The sequence below is a fragment of the Bartonella sp. SL320 genome, from assembly GCF_059687635.1.
Genome location: NZ_CM185143.1, coordinates 1,648,531 through 1,673,344 on the forward strand (window position 1 = coordinate 1,648,531; position 24,814 = coordinate 1,673,344).

General features: G+C 36.8%; 18 protein-coding genes. 6 read left to right on the top strand and 12 right to left on the bottom strand.

The annotated features are described in order from the left end of the window. The first annotated feature begins 349 nt into the window (after positions 1–349). On the top strand, positions 350–2,056 hold the full coding sequence (locus AC6ER8_RS06775) for an aq_1923 C-terminal domain (RefSeq protein WP_497077950.1): 1,707 nt from the start codon (positions 350–352) through the stop codon (positions 2,054–2,056). A 159-nt stretch (positions 2,057–2,215) separates the two neighbouring features. Further along, a complete protein-coding gene (gene nhaA / locus AC6ER8_RS06780) occupies positions 2,216–3,565 on the top strand; it encodes a Na+/H+ antiporter NhaA (protein WP_497077951.1) in 1,350 nt (449 codons plus the stop codon). Positions 3,566–4,488: 923 nt separating this feature from the next. Here the strand turns inward: nhaA and tmk are convergent. Further along, positions 4,489–5,148, bottom strand: a complete 660-nt coding sequence (tmk, locus tag AC6ER8_RS06785) for a dTMP kinase (RefSeq protein WP_497077952.1) — start codon at positions 5,146–5,148, stop codon at positions 4,489–4,491. Between the two features lie 469 nt (positions 5,149–5,617). After that, positions 5,618–6,874, bottom strand: coding sequence for an aspartate kinase (locus tag AC6ER8_RS06790; RefSeq protein WP_497077953.1), 1,257 nt, complete (start codon positions 6,872–6,874; stop codon positions 5,618–5,620). A 189-nt stretch (positions 6,875–7,063) separates the two neighbouring features. Between AC6ER8_RS06790 and ubiG the strand changes: the two genes are divergently transcribed. Beyond that, entirely contained in the window at positions 7,064–7,807 is a 744-nt protein-coding gene (gene ubiG, locus AC6ER8_RS06795) for a bifunctional 2-polyprenyl-6-hydroxyphenol methylase/3-demethylubiquinol 3-O-methyltransferase UbiG (protein ID WP_497077954.1), read from the top strand. Between the two features lie 39 nt (positions 7,808–7,846). Here ubiG and grxC read toward each other — a convergent pair whose 3' ends face one another. Next, positions 7,847–8,101 (bottom strand): glutaredoxin 3, encoded by a 255-nt coding sequence (gene grxC, locus AC6ER8_RS06800; RefSeq protein ID WP_497077955.1) that lies wholly within the window; start codon positions 8,099–8,101, stop codon positions 7,847–7,849. A gap of 49 nt (positions 8,102–8,150) precedes the next feature. Further along, positions 8,151–8,936 carry a ComF family protein gene (locus AC6ER8_RS06805; RefSeq protein ID WP_497073832.1) on the bottom strand — a complete coding sequence of 262 codons (786 nt, stop codon included), beginning with the start codon at positions 8,934–8,936 and terminating at the stop codon, positions 8,151–8,153. Between the two features lie 199 nt (positions 8,937–9,135). Between AC6ER8_RS06805 and AC6ER8_RS06810 the strand changes: the two genes are divergently transcribed. Then, positions 9,136–10,014: a methyltransferase domain-containing protein gene (locus tag AC6ER8_RS06810; protein ID WP_497077956.1), complete on the top strand. Its 879-nt coding sequence runs from the start codon at positions 9,136–9,138 to the stop codon at positions 10,012–10,014. A 7-nt stretch (positions 10,015–10,021) separates the two neighbouring features. Here AC6ER8_RS06810 and AC6ER8_RS06815 read toward each other — a convergent pair whose 3' ends face one another. The 3 genes from AC6ER8_RS06815 to AC6ER8_RS06825 form a co-directional block, all read right to left on the bottom strand. Next, the gene (locus AC6ER8_RS06815) at positions 10,022–11,377 is read right to left on the bottom strand and encodes an L-cystine transporter (protein WP_497077957.1); all 1,356 of its coding nucleotides are present in this window, start codon (positions 11,375–11,377) and stop codon (positions 10,022–10,024) included. A gap of 1,879 nt (positions 11,378–13,256) precedes the next feature. Beyond that, positions 13,257–14,630, bottom strand: coding sequence for a glutamate--cysteine ligase (locus AC6ER8_RS06820; protein WP_497077958.1), 1,374 nt, complete (start codon positions 14,628–14,630; stop codon positions 13,257–13,259). 68 nt (positions 14,631–14,698) lie between these two features. Next, positions 14,699–15,442 carry a 16S rRNA (uracil(1498)-N(3))-methyltransferase gene (locus tag AC6ER8_RS06825; RefSeq protein WP_497077959.1) on the bottom strand — a complete coding sequence of 248 codons (744 nt, stop codon included), beginning with the start codon at positions 15,440–15,442 and terminating at the stop codon, positions 14,699–14,701. Between the two features lie 235 nt (positions 15,443–15,677). Between AC6ER8_RS06825 and AC6ER8_RS06830 the strand changes: the two genes are divergently transcribed. After that, entirely contained in the window at positions 15,678–15,821 is a 144-nt protein-coding gene (locus tag AC6ER8_RS06830) for a hypothetical protein (protein ID WP_185913378.1), read from the top strand. 317 nt (positions 15,822–16,138) lie between these two features. Here AC6ER8_RS06830 and AC6ER8_RS06835 read toward each other — a convergent pair whose 3' ends face one another. After that, on the bottom strand, positions 16,139–18,019 hold the full coding sequence (locus AC6ER8_RS06835) for an AsmA family protein (RefSeq protein ID WP_497077960.1): 1,881 nt from the start codon (positions 18,017–18,019) through the stop codon (positions 16,139–16,141). A 314-nt stretch (positions 18,020–18,333) separates the two neighbouring features. On the opposite strand from AC6ER8_RS06835, the gene folD reads away from it, so the two are divergent. Next, on the top strand, positions 18,334–19,233 hold the full coding sequence (folD, locus tag AC6ER8_RS06840) for a bifunctional methylenetetrahydrofolate dehydrogenase/methenyltetrahydrofolate cyclohydrolase FolD (RefSeq protein WP_497077961.1): 900 nt from the start codon (positions 18,334–18,336) through the stop codon (positions 19,231–19,233). A 48-nt stretch (positions 19,234–19,281) separates the two neighbouring features. Here folD and edd read toward each other — a convergent pair whose 3' ends face one another. The 4 genes from edd to AC6ER8_RS06860 all read right to left on the bottom strand — a co-directional run bounded on the left by edd (position 19,282) and on the right by AC6ER8_RS06860 (position 24,806). Beyond that, positions 19,282–21,105, bottom strand: a complete 1,824-nt coding sequence (gene edd / locus AC6ER8_RS06845) for a phosphogluconate dehydratase (protein ID WP_497077962.1) — start codon at positions 21,103–21,105, stop codon at positions 19,282–19,284. 58 nt (positions 21,106–21,163) lie between these two features. Beyond that, a complete protein-coding gene (pgl, locus tag AC6ER8_RS06850; protein WP_497073822.1) occupies positions 21,164–21,916 on the bottom strand; it encodes a 6-phosphogluconolactonase in 753 nt (250 codons plus the stop codon). 10 nt (positions 21,917–21,926) lie between these two features. Next, complete coding sequence (gene zwf / locus AC6ER8_RS06855; RefSeq protein ID WP_497077963.1) at positions 21,927–23,402, bottom strand: glucose-6-phosphate dehydrogenase; 1,476 nt, start codon at positions 23,400–23,402, stop codon at positions 21,927–21,929. A gap of 120 nt (positions 23,403–23,522) precedes the next feature. Next, positions 23,523–24,806 (bottom strand): NAD(P)/FAD-dependent oxidoreductase, encoded by a 1,284-nt coding sequence (locus AC6ER8_RS06860; RefSeq protein WP_497079661.1) that lies wholly within the window; start codon positions 24,804–24,806, stop codon positions 23,523–23,525. Between the last annotated feature and the right edge of the window lie 8 nt (positions 24,807–24,814).

The following is a 24,814-nucleotide window of genomic DNA, read 5'->3' on the forward strand; positions in this document are numbered from 1 at the left end:
TTAGCTCTCCCCATTAAATTATCATGAACAAAAACATATCTTTTATGTTTTAAATGTTCCTATAAACAGCAGCAAGATAAAAGCAGACATAGGGATATTTTAGAATAATTTAAAGTGATAAAAAATATGATGTGCATAAACTTACCTCTCCTTAAATTATGCATGCTTTTCTATAACGTTCCAAATCCAAAGAAAATCGATAAAAGTTGACAAAGTGATATTGCAAAAAAGATGAGAATAACTCTAATATAGAGAATAGATGACTGTTGAAACTGGTACACGCTATATTTTAACCTTTGTCGTTGCTTAAAAGAGTTTATCTTCACTCTCATTTTAAAGAGTGATAAAAATGAAAGAAGAAAGAATGGTCAATCTTAATAGTGGGTATCAAAATTACCTAAAATATTGGCTCACTTGCATTATTGGATTTTTTGCTATCTTGGCAATTATAGTTGTTGGTGGATTTTATATTGCAAAACCCTATCTTGATAGTTTTGTAAAAAAAGAGATAGCCCGTCGTGCCATAAAAGCAGAAACATCTGAAGTCAGCATTCTGGGTAAAGTCAATTTGAAAAATGTTATACTCCCCGTTCCGGCCGGTATATCACTGAAAATTGGTGCCATTTCTGCCCGTCCTCCTCTTTCTTTTATTCCTGGAACTTTTACATTTTATAATGTTGATTTAAAGTATAATAATATTCATATAAAAATTCCGCAAATTTCTCTTAAAAGTGTATCCATAAAAGAAAAAGATAGAACAATCACATCACATCTTTTACAATCAGTGATGCGTATTAGTCTTGCTTCAATTACTGCACCCAATATACAACTTTCTATAGAAAATGGAAAAAAGCGCACAGAAACGATTGAATTTAAGAATTTTCAGCTTTCTGATTTTAAAGGCGGCCATATCCGTTCCGTTAGCCTCAAAAATATGGATCTTAAAACGGTTGCAGTCAATGATAATAAACAGATGCAGCTGATGGCTAAAAGCGATACAATAAAAGCCCAAGACATCGACATCAATTATGCCTATTCTATCATTTTCGGAAAAAATGACGTTCTCAATAAAGGAAAAACCGTCACTGGCCCTATTTCTATGAGCAATATCAGTATCGATATTTTTGAAGAAGCAGAAAAAAATAGCACTTTCTCCCTCGGCCAATTTAAAACATCTGGTCTAAAGATGAAACCGCTTGAACAAGCCCCTGAAAAATTAGTCAAAGCTTATCTTAATGCAAGAAAAGAGAATAATAAAATTGCAGAAAAAGCAGCACAAAATGGTCTTCTTCTAAACATACTGCTCGCCATTACCTCAGCAGATGCCAAAGTTGATAATGTCACCGTTGATATCCCATCATTGAAAGCAACTCTCGAATCATTCCACTTTAAACCAAGCTTATGGAAACATCCTATCCCCAAAAAGCTTTTTCTTTCTCTCAATAACCTTTCCGTTCTACCTAAAAAAATGAATGAAAAAGACTTAGAGTTCTTCAAAAATCTGAATTTTGAGCGCTTTGACATCTCAGGAAAACTTGATATTTTTTACGACGAAAAAAAACGTATGCTCTTTCTTGATGCAATGTCTTTCAATATGAAAGACGTTGGCTCTGGGAATATATCGGCTAAAATTATTGATGTTGATGAAAAACTTTTTTCTGGTCAACAAAACATCATGATGGCTGCGTCTCAAGACCTTGGCATCAATGAAATTGATATACAATATAGGGATGCTGGTTTTATTGATAAGCTATTTTCTTATCTCGCGAAAAACCTTAACGATAGCCAACATGATCTTAAAAAGGAACTCTATGACGATTTCTATTTAATGATGACGCAAACTCCAAAAATATTGCTAAAAAATCATGACGAAGCAGAAAAAATTTCAAAATCTTTAGGTGAATTTGCTAAAAAACCGCAAACATTGATCGTTAAAATTAAAGCAAAAGATAATAAAGGGCTCACAATGGTTGATCTTGAATCTGCTCTACAAAATGATCTATCTAAAGTGTTGAGCAAAGTAGATCTCGCTATTAAAAACGAAAAATCTCCTTAAACATCATTGAACATATTGCGCTTTCAATATGATGATCTTGTCTATAAACTTTAGAACCTTATTCCTCTTTTTGCTTTTATATGATACAGAAAGTATCAGAATAGAGTCATTTACATAGAAAATATAGAATCATAAATTTGCCGATAGTTGGAGTTGTTCATGTCTGATTTATCTTCAAATCGTCTGCCTAATCGCGCTTCTCGTGTTACCAATCAGGCGCTTTCCGCTATCGAGCGTTTTCTCCATATTGAAGCTTTGAGTGGTATTGTTCTTTTACTCGCTGCTGCTTCTGCACTCATTTTTGCCAATTCTCAATATGCTGATCTCTATGAATCTTTTTGGCATACACCTCTTGGCTTTAATTTGGGGCATTTCACTCTTTCATGGGATTTACATTTCTGGGTTAATGATGCCCTTATGACTATTTTTTTTCTTGTCGCAGGCATGGAAATTCGACGCGAAATTCATGAAGGTGCTCTTGCTGATTTTAAACAAGCAATTTTACCGATTGTTGCTGCAATAGGTGGTGTTTGTGTCCCTGCAATCATTTATTTCATCTTCAACTCTAATGGTGGACATATCCACGGTTGGGCTGTACCAACAGCAACAGATATTGCTTTCGCTCTTGGTATTCTGGCTCTTCTTGGAAAAAAAATTCCTTCTAATCTGCATATCATTCTTCTATCATTAGCGATTATTGATGATATTATCGCTGTTCTCATTATTGCTTTTTTCTACTCAACAAACATTGATCCTAGTGGGTTAATGATTGCAGGAGCAGGTATTGCTCTGGTCCTCTTTTTTCAATGGATTGGGCTTGCCTCAGCGTGGCTTTACACTTTACCTGGTGCAATCATCTGGTGGGGTTTAATGGTAACAGGCGTTCATCCATCACTTGCTGGTGTCATCTTAGGTATGATGACCCCTGTTTATCCTACCCGCACGCTTGTTGCACCGCTCACCATGCTCAGCAATGCTATGCAAATCCTTCAAGAAAAAAACACAAAAACAGATCTCCATCATATTTCAACGGCATTGAAAAAAATGCGCAAAGGACAGCGTGCTATGATTGCTCCAGTAACACGTGTTCAAAAAATATTACACCCATGGGTTGCGTACGGTATCATGCCGATTTTTGCCTTCGCAAATGCAGGTGTAAGTTTTGCAAACTTTGACCTTTCTTCTGACAAATCATTCTTAATTGTTCTTGGTGTTGTCATTGGTCTTTTCGTTGGTAAACCCCTTGGCATTATCACTGCCAGTTATCTCGCCGTAAAATCAGGACTATGCCGCCTTCCTCCTCAGATGACATGGACAGGCATTTTACTTATTGGATTCTTAGCTGGAATTGGCTTTACAATGTCTATCTTTGTTTCAATGCTTGCCTTTAAAGATATTATCCTGCTCGATGCAGCAAAAATTGGGGTTCTTTGTGGCTCTGGTTTATCTGCTCTTATGGGGCTGGGATATGGATTTATTTATATTAAACGCAATAAAAAACTTTCATAATGATCAATAATACATTGATTTATAATAATAATTTATCGTTCCTCATATTGAATGAGAGACCCGAATATCATATCTGTTTATATTGAATCAATCAAAACCATTAGCTTTCCCATCAAAATTGGGGCAGCTGTGTGGGGAGAGCTGTTAAAGTCAGAACTAAAAACGCCTCTTATGAAGAATCTTAAGTGCTAAGGGCTTGCAACATTCCAGAGCTGAAAAATAATTTGGTGGTGCTGGCCTGTTTCTTCACAAGCGTAAAGGTATTTATGTTTAATGACTTTATTATTATGCTATTCTATTTACCGGTAACCAACGCGAAATAAGTTTGGATACGTTGAGAGATGTTTCTTTAAAACAATCATCTGCTTTGTTGGAGTGACCTTTTAACATAATCAAGGTTTTGCCTACAATCCTAGAAATGGGTGTAGTTGCTTGCTAGAGTATCTTTATCTTATATTCTTATTGATCAAATGAACAATAATTTGAAGATCCTCATAAAAATATTCAGAATTGTCTCTGGTTGTTTTATTTGTTAGAGATCGGAATATTAAACTTTAAAAAAGTAGTTTCTGTTATTATCGCTTCTGTCCTTATCTTATTCTCTATACTCCAATATATTTGTGCTTGTCTCTACAGCGCGTTCTTATATCGCCATATGAGTATCTCAAAGAATGAAAATATCATGATCAGAGCAGAAATTGATAAGCTTTTTGAATAATTTCCCTCCTTTGAATTTTTCAAAAAAGTGTGTTGCTGTTTAATGATTACCTGTCATCTCATAAAAATATTAAGATATATAATATTTTTTCAAAACGCTTAAATTATCGTAAACAGACCTTTTAAAGCTCCAGGTGTAAAATCTAAACTAGCTCATAAAGGAGTATAGATAAATTTTTAAAATGATATTCATCAATGGGTATATTTTATTTATCGTCAAAACAAGCCTTGTCTATATGGTGTCGTATTTGCTTATGAATTAAAGAAATAGAAGCAGTTCTATCAATAACGATAAATCGTTCGTCTATTTCTGATAAAAGCTGATATACTTCAGAAACTTTTTCAATAAATGAGCGTTTTTCTTCGTATTTTAAGGCTAAACCATCCCTTTTTTGCAATCGTTCGATAATAGCAGCAGACGGTAAATGAAGATAAAATGTGATATGAGGTCTTGGAATAGATTGATTTAATTTAATCACACTTTCAAGAGAAAGTCCTCTAGCGTAGAAATAAGCAAGATTAGAATAAACATATCGATCGCTGATTAATAAATTTTGCGATGAAGTTAAAGAAGGTTCTATAATTTCAAGCGTATGCTTTCGTCTATCTGTTGCCGCGAAAAGTGCTAAAAGCAATGAATCAATTGGTTTTCCACTCTCTAAATAACCTCTCACCTCTTGATTATTTCTATACCAGTGACTGGGTTGAAAAGTTTGTATTATATGTTTTTCTTGTGAGTAATGGCGAGAAATTCCTTGTGCTTGAGTGGTCTTTCCACTCCCATCAAATCCACATAGAGCAACAAAAGAACCAGAATATGGCTTCAAAGACCACATGGAATTATAAATATCTTTATCAAGATACATACTCTTTCATCTATAATTTACGTCATTTTACATTTAAAATCTTCTTTGTTTAAAGATAAAGCGTTTTATCTCTTACTATCAGAGGCATGATATCAAGAGCATTCTCCTCTTCAGCACAAGAGCTTGAAATTTTTTATAACTGATTGACTGCTAGGATAACATTTTTAATTTTGAAGCAATTAAAAAACTCTGTAAGCTCTATAATATTGATTCTGAAGTGTAAATCCCCCCTTTTATAAACATACACATGGTGCATTTTTCTTCTCTGAAAAATACTTAATTTACAAATAATTCTTCTTTTATTTTATCTTATATCTCAATAATTTATAAGAAGTATTGTATGTTATCTCTTAAATGGTTTTTATTCCTATGCCAATCTTGTTTATAATGCGCAAGCAAACAGTTTTTTGCTTCATCATAAAAAAATCTTCAATGAAAGAATTTCACGGTATTAAGCGTTTTAAAATACTTAACTCTTATCCAGTCCATAAACAGCATGTAATGTTCTTACCGCAAGTTCAGTGTAAGCACTATCAATCAAAACAGAAATCTTAATCTCGGAAGTCGTGATTGCTTGAATATTAATACCCTTCTCAGCCAAAGCCCTAAATGCTGTAGCCGCAACACCTGCATGGCTGCGCATTCCAATACCAATCACAGAAATTTTAGCAAGATCACTTTCAAATTGGAGAACATCAAATCCAATTTCTTTGCGATTTTTCTCAAGAAGTGCAACGGCTTTTTCTACATCTGCTGATGGTACAGTAAAAGTCATATCAGTTTTTGAGCCATCTTCAGAAATATTTTGCACAATCATATCAACATTAATACACTCTTCAGCCAAAGGACCAAAAATTGCTGCTGAAATTCCTGGACGATCAGCAAGCCGACGCAGCGAAATTTGCGCTTCATCCTTAGCAAACGCAATACCAGTAACATTTTGTTGTTCCACGATTTCATCCTCATCGCAAATAAGTGTTCCAGAAGAACTCTCTGGATCCTCCATGCCTAATGCATCAGGATCCTCAAAACTTGAACGCACAAAGGTACGAACCTTATGAACCATGGCCAATTCAACAGAACGGACCTGTAAAACTTTCGCCCCTAAAGACGCCATTTCCAACATTTCTTCAAAAGCTACTTTTGGTAGCCGACGCGCTTTCGGTTCTATACGTGGATCCGTTGTATAAACACCATCCACATCTGTATAAATATCACATCGATCAGCTTGTACAGCCGCCGCTATAGCAACAGCACTTGTATCTGATCCTCCACGCCCTAAAGTAGAAATCCGATTATCCGGGGTTACCCCCTGAAAACCAGCAATAACGGCAACCTGCCCTTCCTGAAAACGCTCTATTAAAAAAGAGCCATCAATATCAGTAATCCGTGCCCGACCATGCGCATTGTCTGTATGAATAGGAATCTGCCAACCAAGCCATGAACGTGCATTCACACCCATTGCTTGAAGCGTCAAAGCCAGCAAACCTGAAGTAACCTGTTCACCAGCAGCAACCACAACATCATATTCACGCGCATCTTTATGTATGGGGGAAGCATCACATGTCCACTGGACAAGCTCATTGGTTTTACCCGCCATCGCAGATACGACAACAGCAACCTCATTGCCTGCATCCACTTCCCTTTTGACATGCCGTGCAACATTATGAATACATTCAATGTTTGCGACAGACGTTCCACCAAACTTCATGACAATGCGCGCCATTAACAACACTCTTAACCTTACATCTTTTATCTCGCACGATAATGAGAATAAGATGCTCTATTAACTAACCATTTTCTCGACATAGCGAATATCGATCATTTGTGCAAGTTGCATTATGATTATATTAATTGCTCTTGACTTGGTATAAAGTCTCCGTGACTTAATTGTTAAAAATAAAAGGAAGGCAACATGATAGAGGAAACTCCAACCACAATTGATCAAAGTGAAATTGATCACTTTTCACGGATTGCTACAGAATGGTGGAATCCACAAGGGAAATTTCGGCCTCTTCATCAATTTAATCCAACACGCCTTGCTTACATCAGAGAAAAAATCTGTTTAGAGTTTAATCGTGACCCTATTTCACTGACGCCCTTTAATCATTTGAAAATTCTTGATATTGGCTGTGGAGGAGGCTTGTTATGTGAACCCATGGCACGTCTTGGCGCTATGGTCGTAGGCGTTGATGCTGCACAAACGAATATTGAAGTCGCAAAAATCCATGCCGCTCAAAATGATCTTTCAATTGACTATCGCACGACAACAGCAGAAGCGCTCGCTAATGAAGGAGAAAAATTTGATATTATCCTTAATATGGAAGTTGTTGAACATGTCGCTGACGTTGATCTCTTCATAAAAGCGACAGCAAAAATGCTAAAACCACAAGGGTTGATGTTTGTCGCAACACTCAACCGCACGTGGAAAGCATGGGGGCTCGCTATTATAGGCGCTGAATATATCCTCCGTTGGCTGCCTAAAGGAACCCATGATTATAAAAAATTTCTAAAACCCCAAGAGCTTAAAAATTTCTTATCAAAAAATGCTCTGACTGTCATTGATGAGATAGGGATTACTTATAATCCATTCAATGACAGCTGGAATCGCTCAAAAGACATGGATGTTAACTATCTCCTTCTCGCAAAACGGCCTTAAGGATATGCCATAATCTTAAGGAGATATCATTTACAACGATTATATGCCTTGCAATAAAGAATTGAGCTTTCCCTCAGCTTCTAAAGCATAAAGGTCATCACAACCACCAACGTGATAATCACCTATAAAAATTTGTGGAAATGTATTGCGTCCATTTGCGCGCTGTACCATTTCTTGACGAAGAGATGTGGAAGCATCAATATCTGTATATTTTACACCTTTTTTATCAAGTAAATCACGTGCTTTTATGCAATAAGGACAGTTAGGACGTGTATAAATGATTATCTCTTTCATAAGTATTATCCTCCAATATTTTTTTAATAATATTCACTTTTAGTTCCCTTTAAGAAGAGGGAAAAATAGAATCTTCTTTAAGGACACGCGAAAATGTTAGCACATCAACCTGTCGTGCACCCGCATATTTTAATGCAGCAGCTGCTGCCGTAACCGTTGCTCCCGTTGTAAAAACATCATCAATCAGTAAAATAGAGCGCCCTTTGAGATATTTTTTAACCTTATCTGAAACCTTAAAAGCATTTTTTACATTAAGTTTTCTCTCTTTTGAAGAAAGACTAACCTGCGGACGCGTGTGCCGACAACGAACAAGCCAACCCGGTTTTAAAACCTTTTTTTTTGATGCTGCAATATAACGTGCAAGCTCAGCAGATTGATTATAACGTCTCTCCCAAAAACGACGAAAATGCAATGGAATAGGAATAATAACATCACACTCATCAATAACCTCACGTCCAGCAAACATCATCCAATTGGCCATAAAGGGTGCCAATTCTATATGATCACCATATTTTAAGCGCGTTACTAAAGTTTGTGCAAGCCCTTCATGAACAATAACTGAGCGAACACGTGAAAAAGGGTAAGAATTACGAAGCGCTTCACCACTAAGAAAACCATCTCCCATATCACAAACAAAAGGAATCCCCATCACAGGACAATAAGGTTTCGTGATAAATTGAAGGTCTTTCCAACATTCCGGACAAATGGTCCCATAAGTAGAAACATTTTGCTTACATCCAGGACAAATTGGTGGATAAAGCATCGCTTTAAAACGTTCAATGAACTGACTGAGTATATCCCCGCTATTTAAAGCCGCTTCTCGAAAGTAAAACATTATAAATTTAGGCTTTTACAATTTCCCCACAGAACAAAAGTTCCTTTGTATATTTCCTCAATTTATAATTTTAATTTCTTTAAAAACCCTTAACCTTCCATAAATTTATTTTTCTTTCACATTATAAACTTGACAGAGCTTCCACAAACATGAACCTTTTCAAAATATATTCTTTTATAGATCGAAAGTGTTCCACAATATGTCGCATCCTTTAATTTTTGATCATAGCCGCATTGAACAATTCCGCAAACGTGCCTTCCAAAAAGCAAAAAAAGGAGATGACTTTTTACTCTCTCTCATGGCAGAAGATCTCTATAAGCGCCTTAGCACTGTCGATCGCCTCTTTACATTAGCGCTCGATTTACACAGCCATACAAACCTTGCCACGCAAGCTCTCATGAAATCTGGAAAAGTTTGTTCTATAGAACGTATTGAAACCGATAGGATTTATCAAAGCGATGATAAAAAATTTCATTTACGCCATCGAGAATTTCTTGATTTACCTCAAAATTACTGTGATCTTATTGTTTCACTTCTTTCATTACAATTAACGAATGATACCCCTGGTGTTCTAAGCCAAATAAAAAATACTCTTAAACCAGATGGTTTATTTCTGGCTGTTATGGCAGGAGCTGGTACACTTAAAGAACTCCGTGAATGCCTCCTACAGGCTGAAATTGAGATCTATGGTGGAGCAAGCCCTAGGGTCTATCCTTTTGCTGATATTCGTGATGCAGGCGCTCTTTTACAGCGTGTTGGCTTTGCTCTGCCTGTAGCAGACGTTGAAGATATTACAATACGTTATAATACAATGTTTGACCTTATGCACGACCTTAAAGCAATGGGAATGCAAAATGCCCTCATTAAGCGTTCAAGGCGCCCTATCTCCAAACGATTTTTTCTCCGTGCAGCTGAAATTTATGCACAAAAATTTAGTGATCCTGATGGACGTATTCGTGCACACTTTTCTTTTATCTGGCTTTCTGGTTGGGCGCCTCACCCCAATCAACAAAAACCCCTACAACCTGGTACTGCGCAAATATCTCTTACGGATGTTTTACAATCCAAAAAAACATAACCTAAAATCATTTTTTTAAAAGACTGTGATCCGTTGTCCGCAACATCTGACTGGTGATCGTTCCAGCAACCATCGAATCGCTCACATTGAGAGCCGTACGTCCCATATCAATGAGCGGTTCAATAGAGATAAGTACAGCAACCAAAGTAACAGGGAGTCCCATAATTGGTAAGACAATCAATGCAGCAAAAATAGCCCCTCCCCCAACACCCGCAACACCAATAGAACTCAACGTTACAACACCAACAAGCGTAGCAATCCACGTAAGATCAAGAGGATTAATCCCCACGGTCGGTGCAATCATAGTCGCAAGCATCGCTGGATAAAGACCGGCACAACCATTTTGTCCAATTGTGGCCCCAAAAGAAGCTGCAAAACTCGCAATGGATTGTGGTACACCAATCCACTGTGTTTGCGCTTCAATATTCAAAGGAATACTTGCAGCACTTGAACGGCTGCTAAAAGCAAATGTTAAAACCGGTAAAACTTTTTTGAAAAAACGAAAAGGATTAACCCCAGAAATGCCTAGCAATACACCATGAACTCCAAAAATTAAAATAATAGCGACATAAGAGGCAATGACAAAAAACAATAAATTTAAAATATCTGAAATATGCGAAGTTGCTCCTACTTTCGTCATAAGAGCAAAAATACCATAAGGCGTCAAAGCAATCACAATACGAACTAACCGCATAATCCAAGCTTGTGCTACTTGAATAAATAAAAGCGCTTTTTCTCCTTTTTCTGGTTCATCTTTGTTTAAAAGAAGAACCGATGCTCCTAAAAATGATGCAAAAATAACGACACTGATAATTGACGTACGTTTAGCTCCACTCAATTCAGCAAAGGGATTTTTAGGAATCATAGACAAAATCATCTTTGGTATATTCATATCTCCAAGTTGAGAAATACGATCTCCAAGAAGAGCAGAAACATTTTGCCCTTCATGCACCAAACCATTTGCGGTTAATCCAAAGAAATTCACGACCAAAATACCAACTAACGCTGAAAAAGCCGTTGTAATAAGTAATATTGAAATCGTTATGACACTCATCTTTCCAACAGCATGAACAGAGTTTAAATGAGCTACCGCTGAAACGATAGAGACAAAAACCAGCGGCATAACAACCATTTGTAACAATAAGACATAACCATTCCCAACAATGTTAAACCATTCAACAGATTTTAATAAAGTGGCTTCACCTTCTCCATAAAAAAACTGAAAAATACTTCCCAAAACCAAACCAAGGATAAGCCCTAACATAACACGGCGTGAAAGGCTCCACTGCATTCTCTTACTTTGAGCAACCCACAATAAAAAAATAATAAATAGAAACAAATTGATGAAAAAATTAAATGTCATTGCCGATGCCCAGTCTATGCCCACTATTGTTATGATTGATGTAGATAATATGCATAATTCAAAATCAATGCATGATATTTGAAACCAAAGTATAAAGCTTATAAGTTTTTTGAAAAATCATTATTTTTTAATTTATAGATTAAAAAAGAATTTTTTATCTACGAATAACAATTTAAAGAAAATAAATAAAATTATTTCCCTATTATTTAAAACTTACGCTCTCATAAAATAGTTAAAAAAGAGAAATATAAGCAGTATTCATTACAACTTAATAATGAATAATTCCAACATAGCTTATCCTATTCATGCACACTTTCTTTTACCCTTTAAATTAAAAAGAGCTTTCTAAAACAATTAATTAAAAAACAAACATTCATGAATCTTCTGGAGAATACACCATAAAAAGCTTATCTTGCCAATTTTATGAATCGCAATTCTCAACAGCTTTGATTTCCACTCCCAATATAATAATTTTATTGAAAATAGCTCTTATACATTCTTTCTTTCAATGAAAATTTTTTAAGGAAAGTTTTTTGATTTTTCGAAATTCTTTTTATAGGCCTCAAAATATCCCCTCTCAATAACAAAAAAAATCATACATGTGAAAATTTTTAAAACCATAATGCCTATTGAATCACCATACAACTTTTAATGCACAATATTGTTCGATACAACTTAAAACATAATACCAACAAAAATACCCTATATCTTATCGATATAACTAAATTAAGCGACATCAACCATCATAATAGCCGTATTCAATATTGGTCTATTTACTGAAGAAGAAAGTTAAGTCATTCATGAAACGTACCATAACATTTATTGTTTTAGCTTCTCTGTTGATACTTTTCTTTGCTGTATTAATATCACTTGGATACACAAAAGTGAACGATTTGAATGAGTACAGCGAATTTTACCAGTCATACCTTAATAAAAACCATAGAGTCTTAGAATATAGCGAAAAAGATGAAATAGCAAAAGAATATATAAAAATATTTAAGAGGCAGATAGAATCCGCCATATCTACAAAAATAGGATAAGGAGGTGTTTTAGAAATATCGAATAGAACAAAAAATTGAATATTCATAATTAGATATTTTTAAAACACTCCCGCACAATCTGTGTTTTTGTGATTTTTTTACTGTTCTTAAGCAAAAAAAATTCCTCTTGCAAACCTTGAAGCAGACTTTACTAATCCGATGCTTGAATATGGAGAAAAACTTTTAGATTCTTCAACTAACATTAACTGGAAAGAATAAATTATCCGGATAGAGAAAATTATGCCCTGTAATTTTCTTATCTCGTTTTTAAAATGCCGCTATTGCTTACATAATAACTGTATAACACTATTTTGTATAGTGGCACAAAAAAGGCATCATAAACTTCGTAAGATCTGGCGATAAAAAACGGAAGAAGAAAGATTAAAAAGCGCCCTCTATGTTCTTAGCCAACCAAAGGGGCGTTTATGGCTTATCATTTAAAAAGACTAAAGTTTTATATTTCTATTCCAAACCAAAAATACCCTATATTTTTATGAGCATAGCATTGAGGACATCGAATAAAAATAATATTTTTATCCCTTATTTAAAGCATTAGAAAGTAAAAACAATATTTTCAACCCCATTCATAAGGAGAATGGACCAAGCCAATCCAAAATGCTTGATAAAAAGCTCAATAGATCAAATCATCTTTAGCATAAATAATAACATAAAAATTACATAAATATCTATGATCATACTGATTAACAGCGCCAAAAAAATCTTTGTATTGTATCCTTTATGAGAAATGTTGACAGAAAAGATGAATATGCTCTCTAAGATAAGTTGGTGAATAAGCTACCACGGTAATATACATTTTTAAAAGTGCCTTTGCTTAAAGTTTAATAGGCATATTCTAAAAATACAGGTTCTACAGACTCATTCCAAATAGAATGGTAATGGGACAATAACTTTTCAGCATCAGTTTTCCCCGTTGTAACAACCTCTTCTAAAGGATTAAGAAAAATTGTTTCATCAAAACCATTGGCATCATATTGTTTGCGATTTTTTAAGCCCTTGCGTGCAATAGCAAGAGCTTGACGTGCTAATTCTAAAATAATGGTTTGACGAAAAGGCGTTCTTAAACCTTCTTTAGGAACGCGTTGACGCATCTCTAAAACTTCTTCAAAATGCCAATCTTTTGTCAAAGCCTCTGCCTCATTAAGCGCTTCTCTATCATAAAGAAGCCCAACCCAAAAAGCCGACAATGCACAGATGCGCTTCCAAGAACCGCAATCAGCGCCTCTCATTTCTAAAAATCTTTTTAAGCGGACTTCAGGAAATAACGTTGATAAGTGATTAATCCAATCTCCCATGTTTGGAATTGAATTTGCAACTTGTCCCTTTAATGCTCCATTCATAAACTGACGAAACGTTATATGTGTACAATCATGATAGCGGCCATCACGTAGAACAAAGTACATGGGAACATCAAGAGCCCATTCAACGTAATCAGCAAAACCAAAACGCTCAGAAAATATAAAGGGAAGAACACCTGTCCTTTGATTATCCGTATCACGCCAAATTTCAGAACGCCATGATAAAAAGCCATTTGGACGTCCTTCTGTAAAAGGTGAACTTGCAAATAATGCAGTCGCAATGGACTGTAACTTCATGGATACTTGCATTTTTCGCCGCATATCACTTTCAGATGAAAAATCAAGATTAACTTGAACCGTTGATGTGCGATACATCATATTAAGACCATTATGTCCGACTTTCGGCATATAATCTGTCATAATCTGATAACGTGATTTAGGCATTTTCGGTGTTTCAGCTAACGTCCACTTTGGACTAGCTCCCATCCCCAAAAAACCAATACCCAATGGTTCTGCAACTTTTTTAAGAAGAGCTAAATGTTCCACCAACTCTAGATAGGTATGACCCACTGATTTTAAGGGAGCACCAGATAATTCAAACTGTCCCCCAGGTTCCAAAGAAATAGCCCCTTGATCAACAGATCCTACGAGCCCAATAATATTCTCTTCATCTAAAATAGCTTTCCATCCTAAAGCGCTTTGCATCCCCTCTAAAAGTGCTCGGATTCCCCTCTCTCCTTCATAAGGAACAGGAAGAAAACCTTTTTTATAAAATGGAAATTTTTCATGTTCTGTACCAATACGCCAATCATCTTCTGCCTTATACCCCCCTTGGAAATAGCTAACCAAGGAATCTAAGTTATAAACTTCACTTTCATCCGTTATATCAAGCGCCATAACTTATCGTATCCTATCATTGGTATCATCATCTTAAATGAATTGTTTAGAATGATTTTACAGACTTCTCAATCCATTGACCAATCCCCCACAGTAGCGTTAAGAAGAGCCAAAGCAACAACAGCGGCAGTATCAGCACGTAAAATACGCGGACCTAATGATATTGGAACCACAAAAGGATGTTTTTTTAAAAGACTTCGCTCTTCTTCACTAAACCCACCTTCCGGTCCAATAAGAACACCAGGCGTTGTAACATCACGCTTTTTAAAAGAAGCTAATGGATTATGCGGTTGATGCTCTTCATCACAAAAGAATAAAGGCTGTGTCTTATCCCAATCTGCTAAAAGCTTAGCTAATGATAAAGCCGATAAGCATTCAGGGAGAGATAAAATGCCACATTGTTCAGAAGCTTCAATAACATTGGCTTCCATACGCGCCATATTAATACGCGTAACCTGCGTATGATGTGTTATAACAGGCTGCAAAACCGATACCCCCATTTCAACAGCTTTCTGCACCATATAATCCAACCGCGCGTTTTTGAGTGGAGCAAAACAATAAATAAGATTGGAATGCGTTGTCTGTAATCTTTCCTGATGAATAAGCTGAACCACAACAAATTTTTTCTGAACAATGATAAGTTTAGCAAGCCATTCACCATCCTGTCCATTAAAAAGTAAAATTTCCGCTCCTTCTTTCATCCGCAAAACATGCACAAGATAAGAAGCTTGGGCCCCCTCTATCTTTATTTCTTCATTTAAAGCCAATGGCTGTCGGATAAATAATCTTTTAAGTTTATAATTTATGCGCATAAAATCTTGCCAATGCTTACTCTCACTATCAAAAAATGAAGAAAAATATATAACAAAAAGAAAAAATTATATCTATAGCACTATAATATATTAAAGAATTATAGAGTTTTTTTAACTTTATGAGATAATGATAGGAACCAATAGATCGTTTAAGTGATTCTGCTTTCATAAAAAGTTTAAATAATACACCATTCATCTTTGCATTCAGTCATTGATGCATCAGTGGAGGAAAGATATGTCTGCTAAAAAAGCTACCATTATTACGATTACAACCCTCTTAGCCTTTATTTTGATTACGGTGGGAATTGGTTCTGTTGGAGCAGATGGAAAGCATACAGTTACCGAAGATGGCTATGGTATTTCTTCTCAGATTCAATAAAATCAGCAGCCATGCCTTTAAAATTTTAAAGCTAATAAAATGTTTTTTAGAAGACTTTATAAGATTTTCACCCCTATTGTGAATCTCTTATATTTGAAAGGATCTAGAGAGAGGCGATTTTATTCCTCTCTTTAATCGTTTATCTTATATACTCGCCGCATCTATAACAGAGAAGATAACTTTTATTACTTCATCATGAAAAGAACGCTACGACATTGGGATCCTTTATTTGAATTTTAAATTCAAAAGCAATTTAAAATTGTAAAGAAATGAATCATCATTATAAACCACCATATTATAAAGATGGAAAACAATGCTCAATCTGCATCGACATCTTTTGTAATCAAAAAATGGCCATGATCTTGTCCTTTAGAGCTTAGAGAGAATGTAAAAGGCCATGCAAGGCTGTTAGCGAGGCATTGGACATCTTTACATAAAGTTTCTGATCTATGGTTTTTGCGTAATTGGGCTTGGAATATCAATTCATTCTGCTCTTCTTGTGAAATAGCAGTGTTAACAGTTCCATGAATGGATAAACTCAAGTCTTTTGTACGCAGCAATGACTCTGTTACCTTCATCGTACCTTCTGAAAAGCTTGTCTGAATATCCCAGTGATCAAAAGGTGTTGAAAGAGTATCATTCTTTGTTAAAAGAAATTGGTTTTTGTTGGAAAGTTCTGTTTGTAATTCATTCAAATCATATCCTAAAAGCCGCCCAGAAGACATCTTCAGTGTTAGTTCACCCTGCATTTTTGTAAAAACTTCCCTCCAAGAATCAGCAAGTGTTTGTATTGTTGCGGTAAAATTCGTTTGGCTTTGTACAAATGGAATAAATCTTAAAGCTTCTAAGGCCTCTTGCGTATTAATAGAAGTTCCTGAAATATTTCCTCCTATACGGACTTTCTGTCCAGCTGACGTAACTTCAATATTACTTTGAACGGATCCCCCAAAAATATTTGCATGTCCAAGATCAAAAATACCATGTCCATTTTTTATTTGCACTGCAGCCGCTAAATTTGTGAGTAAAATACTTCCTATTTGGCCTTGTGGTGCAGAAAGTCGTATATCGACCCCGATACGATCAAAAAGCGCCATATCAAAGAATGAATTTTTCTTTTTAATTGGAAAAAATATTGAACCCAAAAAGTTAAGATCTAGGTTATCAAAGGCTAAAGAGCCCATGATATTTGGGACATAATCTTGAAAATCAAGTTTTAAAGCCCCTCGCGCATTGGCTTTTCCCATTGTAAATGTAACATTGCTCATTTGGATATGCATTGGTTGCGCTAGAAAATGAGATTCCCATATGATGGGTATTTTTAATTTATGCCCCCAAAATTGATTCCCACCAATCCAAGAGAGTGTCTGATTCCATCCTGGAGAACGCATTGATACTTTGCCATCAAAAATATAATATTCAGATAATCGAGCCTGTCCCGTAAAAGTTATTCCCCCACGTATAGAATTAAGACTTGCCCTAATCTGGCTTTTGCCTCCTGCAAGAAGCAGCAATGCTTGAGAAGCATCAATGGATAATTTTGTAAATTCGCCACGCCAACGAGCATCTGCGCGCAATCGTACTGCCTCTGTCGATTCTGGCCAATCTAAAGTTGCATTTAATCCTGTTATTGTTTCTGCTACTCCTGAAAAACTGTCGTGATACACAAGCGCGCCATTTTCAATAATAACGCGCCCAAAAGGTTGTTTTAAAAGGTGCTCTATCTCTGGATGCTCTGGATTATGTTTTAATATTTCACGCGCATTGCGTATGGCTAATCCTAAAGCACCTTGTGAACGAGAAAAGCGATCAAAAAAATCTGCCATTGTTTTAATAGGCTTTTCCATAACAAATTGAGGACGCACAATCCGCGTCTCTGAAAAAGAAATATGTCCCCACAGAAGATCAACGACAGAAAGATCAACTTCTATGGATTCAGCCTCCATTAATGGCGCAGCATCACCTATTTTTGATATTAAAGTAACGCCAGAGAGAAATGCTTTGGGATAGGGGAAAAGATCTAACCGTGGTGGATCACGCAATTGCACATTATAACCTGTCCATGCGCTCAGCTCCTGCGCTAAACGAATACGAATCACATCCGTAGAAATAAGATAAGGTAAAACGAAAATCCCCACTCCAAATAAAAAGATAATTGTAATAAAAATTCCGCTCAAAAATTTTATTATTCTGATGCGCACAATATTCCTCTATACTTATCCCCCTATAACCGCTTAAAAACAAACTTAAATGATCGTTAAAAGTTTTGTGATAGCCTTACATTTCACCATATCCATTTTATATCTTCATTATTTTGTTCTTTATCCAAAGTTTATTCAAACAGCAATGTTGCTGCTTCTTTATAAAACAATTATTTAAAAGTCTTCTAAAACTATAAATCCACAACATTATCAAACCATTCTTACTGTTCTTACATAATATTGCTATTAAACTCTATCCTATCATTAGAAAATGCTTTACAAAAAAACAAACAGCCTTACCGAAAGGATCTTTCATGAATAATATTATAGACGGAAAAAAACTTGCTGAAGAGATTATTGTGAAAGTTAAGGCTGAAACAGAAAAACTCCGCAATAACTATAATATACAACCTGGTATTGCTGTTGTTATTGTTGGAGATGATCCCGCAAGTCAAGTCTATGTCGCCTCAAAAAATAAAAAAGCCGAAGAATGTGGTTTTCTGTCCGTCAAACATGTTGTTTCCAAGCAAACACAAGAAAAAGACCTCCTTCAACTTATTACAACATTAAATTCTGATCCAAAAATTCACGGTATTTTGGTACAGCTGCCTCTCCCAGACCATATTAATGCAAACCGCATAACACAAGCCGTTGCTTTCCAAAAAGATGTTGATGGTTTTCATTATGTCAATATAGGAAAACTTGCAGCAAATGCACTTGAAGATGCTATTATTCCCTGTACACCAGCGGGTGCTATGATGATGATTGAACGACACTGTGGACGGGATTTATCTGGACTTGATGCTGTCGTTGTTGGACGCTCTAATATCGTTGGAAAACCTATGGCTGCTCTTTTAACAGCAGCGAATGCCACCGTGACAATTGCCCATAGTCGGACTCGAGACCTTGATGATGTATGTCGTAGCGCTGATATTCTCGTTGCAGCTGTAGGCCGTCCTAAAATGATTAAAAAAGATTGGGTAAAAAATGGTGCAATTGTTATTGATGTTGGTATTAACCGCGTTGCTGCACCAGAAAAGGGTGTAGAGAAAACGCGTCTTGTTGGAGATGTCGATTTTGAAAACGTCAAAGAAAAAGCTGCGGCAATTACCCCGGTTCCAGGAGGTGTTGGCCCCATGACTATTGCCATGCTAATGGTTAATACACTCAAAGCTGCCGCGCGATTACATAGTCTTCCTATACCAAAATTCTAGGAATTTTAACGATTCATTGCACTTGAGTGAGCTTATTTTTTGTATTCCTCATGTCATGAAAACGGATGCTCCTTGATCTGCACGATTAACGGATTGACGAAAAACATGAAAAAGTTCACGTCCAATACCCTGTTCGTTTTTTGCAAGATCAGGAGGCGTGATTGTGCGTGCTTTAAATTTTTCTAAGTCTTCCAAGAGCGTTAATTTACCCTCGCGTGCATCAAGGAAAACAATATCACCATTTTGTAAACGTGCAATGGGACCATCATCCACAGCCTCTGGTGTCACATGGATTGCAGCAGGAATTTTCCCTGATGCACCTGACATACGACCATCCGTTATCAGCGCTATCCTTTGACCGCGATCTTGTAAAACGCCTAAAATGGTTGTTAACTTATGAAGCTCTGGCATCCCATTGGCTTTGGGGCCTTGGTAGCGAATAACAGCGATAAAATCTTTATCATGTAACGCTCCAGATTTAAAAGATTTTTGGAGTTCCTCTTGATCATTAAAAACAAGAACTGGTGCTTTAATCTGCCAATATTCTGGTTTAACAGATGAAACTTTTATAATAGCTGTTCCTAAATCTCCCGATAAAACACGAAGACCACCATCAGGCTGAAATGGTTTTCTCCACCCTGTTAACACCTTATGATCACCACTTTCCTTAAGAGCTGCTTCACGAACCACACTGCCATCAGCAGAAAGCTTTGCTTCAATTGCATAAGCATTGAGACCTTTACCAAAAACTGTAGAAACATCTTCATGGAGTAAACCGGCCTCAATAAGTTCGCGAATAATAAATCCTACTCCTCCTGCAGCATGAAAATGATTGATATCAGCCAAACCGTTAGGATAAATTCGTGCTAAAAGAGGCACATGGCATGAAATTTCTGCAATATCATGCCATGTCAATTGAATACCACAAGCTGCTGCTATAGCAATCAAGTGAATTGTATGATTAGTAGAGCCTCCTGTTGCATTTAATCCTACAATGGCATTCACAAAAGAACGCTCATCAATGATCATACCAAGTGGCTTATAATGATCACCAAGAGCTGTCATTTCAAGTACACGCTTTGTGGCTTCCTTTGTTAAAGCATCACGCAATGGTGTATTGGCATTGATGAAAGAACTTCCTGGCATATGGAGCCCCATCATCTCTAGGATGATCTGATTTGAATTAGCAGTTCCATAAAATGTACATGTCCCTGGTCCATGATAAGAACGGGCTTCTGATTCCAGCAATGTTTGGCGATCTATTTTATTTTCCGCATAAAGTTGACGTATTTTTGCTTTTTCATCATTACCTTGACCCGTTGTCATAGGACCAGCGGGTATAAAAATTCCTGGTAAGTGACCAAATGTGAGTGCACCAATCAATAAGCCTGGTACAATTTTATCACATACCCCAAGATACAATGCGGCATCAAAGACATCGTGTGATAAGCTTATAGCTGTCGCCATTGCAATCACTTCACGCGAAAAAAGGGAAAGCTCCATCCCCACATTCCCCTGCGTAACACCATCACACATTGCAGGAACACCTCCTGCAACCTGAGCGACACCACCAACCATACGTGCCGTCTCTTTAATTAAATGCGGAAACTTTTCAAAAGGTTGATGCGCTGAAAGTATATCGTTATAGGCGGTAATAATACCAATATTTCCAACAATACTTCCCTTCAAACGCTCTTTATCTATTGCACCACAAGCAGCAAAATCATGCGCCTGATTAGCACATCCTAAAAAACTCCGTTTGGGGCGATGAGCCTGCGCTTTTGCAATACGATCTAAATAAATTTCTCGTGTTGGTAGAGAGCGTTCATAAATTCTTCGTGTAACCGTGGCAATTGTCGTAGAAAGTGCCATATTCACTTCCCCCCTTTCATTAATGTTTTCTCTCTTTCATTGAAGAGAGATTACGTTTCTATTCAGCTTGTTTTTCATATTCTGATTCACTTATTTCATTTTCTGCAGGCGACCAGTAAACCTGCACCAGATGAGGAGAATTGCGCAAAATCGCTCGGATAGGCATTTCCATTTCAGATCCATCTTTACAAGCTGCTTCAAAACAATCGCGTTTTTCAAACCCTTCAAAATGAAGAATAATACAACGAGATTGCATAATAACTGGCAAAGTTAATGAGAGTCTTGGTTCAACAGCACTCTTGGCATGAAGGGGTAAAACAAGAGCTTGGGTTTGAAGATCAAGCGCTTGTTTTAAACGATCAGCATTAGGAAAAAAAGAAGCCGTATGTCCATCAACTCCCATTCCTAAAACAACAACATCAAAGGGTTTAGGCAAAGTATTAACGCGACTTGCCGCTGAAAAAGCAGCAAGCTCAACAGTAATTGCTTTATGATAAAGTCCTACAAAACGCGCTTTTGCGGCAAAGTTTTGTAACAAATGACTCCGTACCATATGTTCATTTGAACGTTCATCGTGTGGAGGGACAAAACGTTCATCAACTAAAGTAATAATGATATTTTGCCAATCAATATCTGCTTTTGATAAATAATGAAAAAACAATTCTGGTGTTTTACCACCAGACACCGCTAAAACAGCTCTGTTGCGCTCAAGAACAGACACACTAAGCTCTGCGGCTACACGGTCTGCTAATGCCAAAGCTAAAGTCTGAGGGGTTTCAAAATCTAAACGATCAATATTCATTTTATACATACTTATTGCTCTAAACTAAATTGTTCCAGATACGTCCATCACGCTCCATAAGAGTTTTCGCAGCAGAAGGCCCCCATGAACCAGCATTATAACCGTGAACAGGCTGTTTTATTGCTTCCCACCCCTCAATGATTGGATCAATCCAATGCCAAGCCGCTTCAACTTCGTCACGACGCATAAAGAGTGTTTGATCTCCACGAATAACATCCATCAATAAACGTTCATAAGCATCAGGGTTACGCTGAGAAAATGCGGAAGCAAAACTCATGTCTAATGGGATATGGCGAAACCGCATACCACCATAACTTGGATCCTTAATCATCAACCATTGTTTTACACCTTCATCAGGTTGGAGACGAATAACAAGCCGATTAGAAAAAATCTCATCTAAATCTACATTAAAAATATTATGAGGAATAGGTTTAAAAACGACAACGATTTCAGACATTCGGGTAAACATACGCTTACCAGTTCGTAAATAAAAAGGTGTATCGGCCCAACGCCAATTATTAATCTTAACCTTCAATGCTACAAATGTTTCGCTCCGACTCGCCGTTTTTTCAAGATCATCAAGATAAGATCCCACACGAACACCATTCAATGTACCAGCGACATACTGTCCACGCACAGTATGTTGTTCTACATTATGAATATCAAGAGGTATTAAAGAATGCAAAACTTTCAACTTTTCATCACGCACAGCATTAGCACTGTTGGTAAATGGTACTTCCATCGCCACCAAACAAAGCAATTGTAGCATATGATTTTGAACCATATCGCGTAGAGCACCAGTACTCTCATAATATTCTGTACGCCCCTCTAACCCTAAAGATTCAGCGACGGTTATCTGAATATGATCAATATAGTTGGAATTCCATAGCGGTTCATAAAGCGTATTCACAAACCGCAATGCCATTAAATTTTGAACCGTTTCCTTCCCAAGATAATGATCAATGCGAAAGATTTGTTCTTCATTAAAAACGCTTGCAAATGCATCATTAAGTGCAACAGCTGTTTGTGCACTATAACCAATCGGTTTTTCAATGATTATCCGTGTTTGCGGTGTTACCAAATTGCTTTTCCCCAACTTCCTTGCAATATCAGCAAAAAGTGATGAACCAACAGCCAAATAAAAAGCGCGAATATCTGCTGAATCTTGTGACAAAATCCGTGCTAGATCCTCCCACCCTCGGTTTGAGGAAATATCAACAGAAACGTAGGTTAAACGTGCAAGAAAACGATGAAGTTCAGTTGAATTAAGGTCTTCCCTATGAATATGTTTTTCTAAAGATGCACGAACAAAATTTTGATATTCTTCACGACTTAAAGAAGTGCGCGAAACTCCAATAATACGTGTTGGCTCACTGAATTGCCCAACACACTGACAATGATAGAGAGCCGGTAAAAGCTTGCGTGAAGCCAAATCACCATTGCCACCAAAAACAATACAATCAAAGGAAGAAACTGGAGTAATTTTACGCACCATGAACTTATTTATTTTTCCATTCGATTATGAAATTTCATATCACTTATAAAAGCTTCCATCATTAAAGCAGACAGAACCTAAATAAGCCATTAATTTTCTAAATTTCAATCGATGTTTCTCTTAAAAACGATCCATTAAGGAAAACCAACGCATTGCTAAAAATATGAGCGGATAACGCAAAACTCTTCCTCCTGGGAAAGATGAAATCTTTAAATCTTTAAAATGAGCAAAACGTTCATGTTGCCCAGTTAACCATTCTGCATATAATTTTCCCATGAAAGGAGCCAACATAACACCATGCCCTGAATAACCACCACAATAAATCATCCTTGAGAAAAGTTGTCGAACATAGGGCATGCGCTCAACCGTAATGGCAACGGTTGCCCCCCAACGATGACTGAGACTGATAGAACTTAATTGAGGATAAATTTCAGCAATTTGCTGTTTTATACGTTCATCTAAATTTGTAGGATACTTATTATTGTAACTTTCTACGCCCCCAAATAAGAGACGATTATCAATGCTTTTGCGAAAATAGCGAACCATAAAACGGGAATCATCGACCGATTCCCCCCCTACAAGAATTGAACTTTTCTTTGGTAATGGTTCCGTTGCTCCAATATATGAGCGAATAGAAACAATTTTTTTTTCAACAAAACGCTCTAGACCAAGTTTATACCCGTTTGTTGCGAGTAAAACATGCTCCGCTGTTATACTCCCTTTTTCTGTTATTACTTTCCAATGAGCGCCCTTACTCTTCATGCTTGTTACTTGTGTCTTCTCATAAAGCTTAGCTCCAGCATTTTGAGCTTTTTTTGCCAAACCAATAATGAGTTTTAAGGGATTTATATGGCCGGTATCCGCATCATAAATACCACCACAATAAAAAGACGATCCAAGACGTCTTACTGTTTCAGCCCTATCCATAAAAGTAAGGGCGTGATAGCCATAACGCTGCATGACCTCAATATGCCGTTGATAAGAGAGAAGCTCACGCCTTTTATGGGTTACAGAAAGCTGTCCTGCCATAAAATCACATTGAAAATCAGGTCTCGTGCATAAAGATAAAATATCTCTTTTAGCTTCTTCAGCTAAATCAAAGAGCACTTTACTGCGCTCAAAACCATATCTTTTCTCTAATGTTTCGACCCATTGCCGTTGCCCCGTTCCCAGCTGCCCACCATTGCGCCCTGAAGCACCATCTCCCAAACGTGATGCTTCAAATAAAACAACACTCACGCCAGCTTTGGCTAAATGATACGCAGCTGAAAGGCCTGTTAATCCACCTCCAATAATGACCACATCAGTCTGTCTATCTTCACAAAAAGAAGGATAGGATGGGCGCTCTTCTAAAGTATCTTCATACCAAGAAACGCCTGGAGAAATTGGATTATTATCAATCATCGTCATAA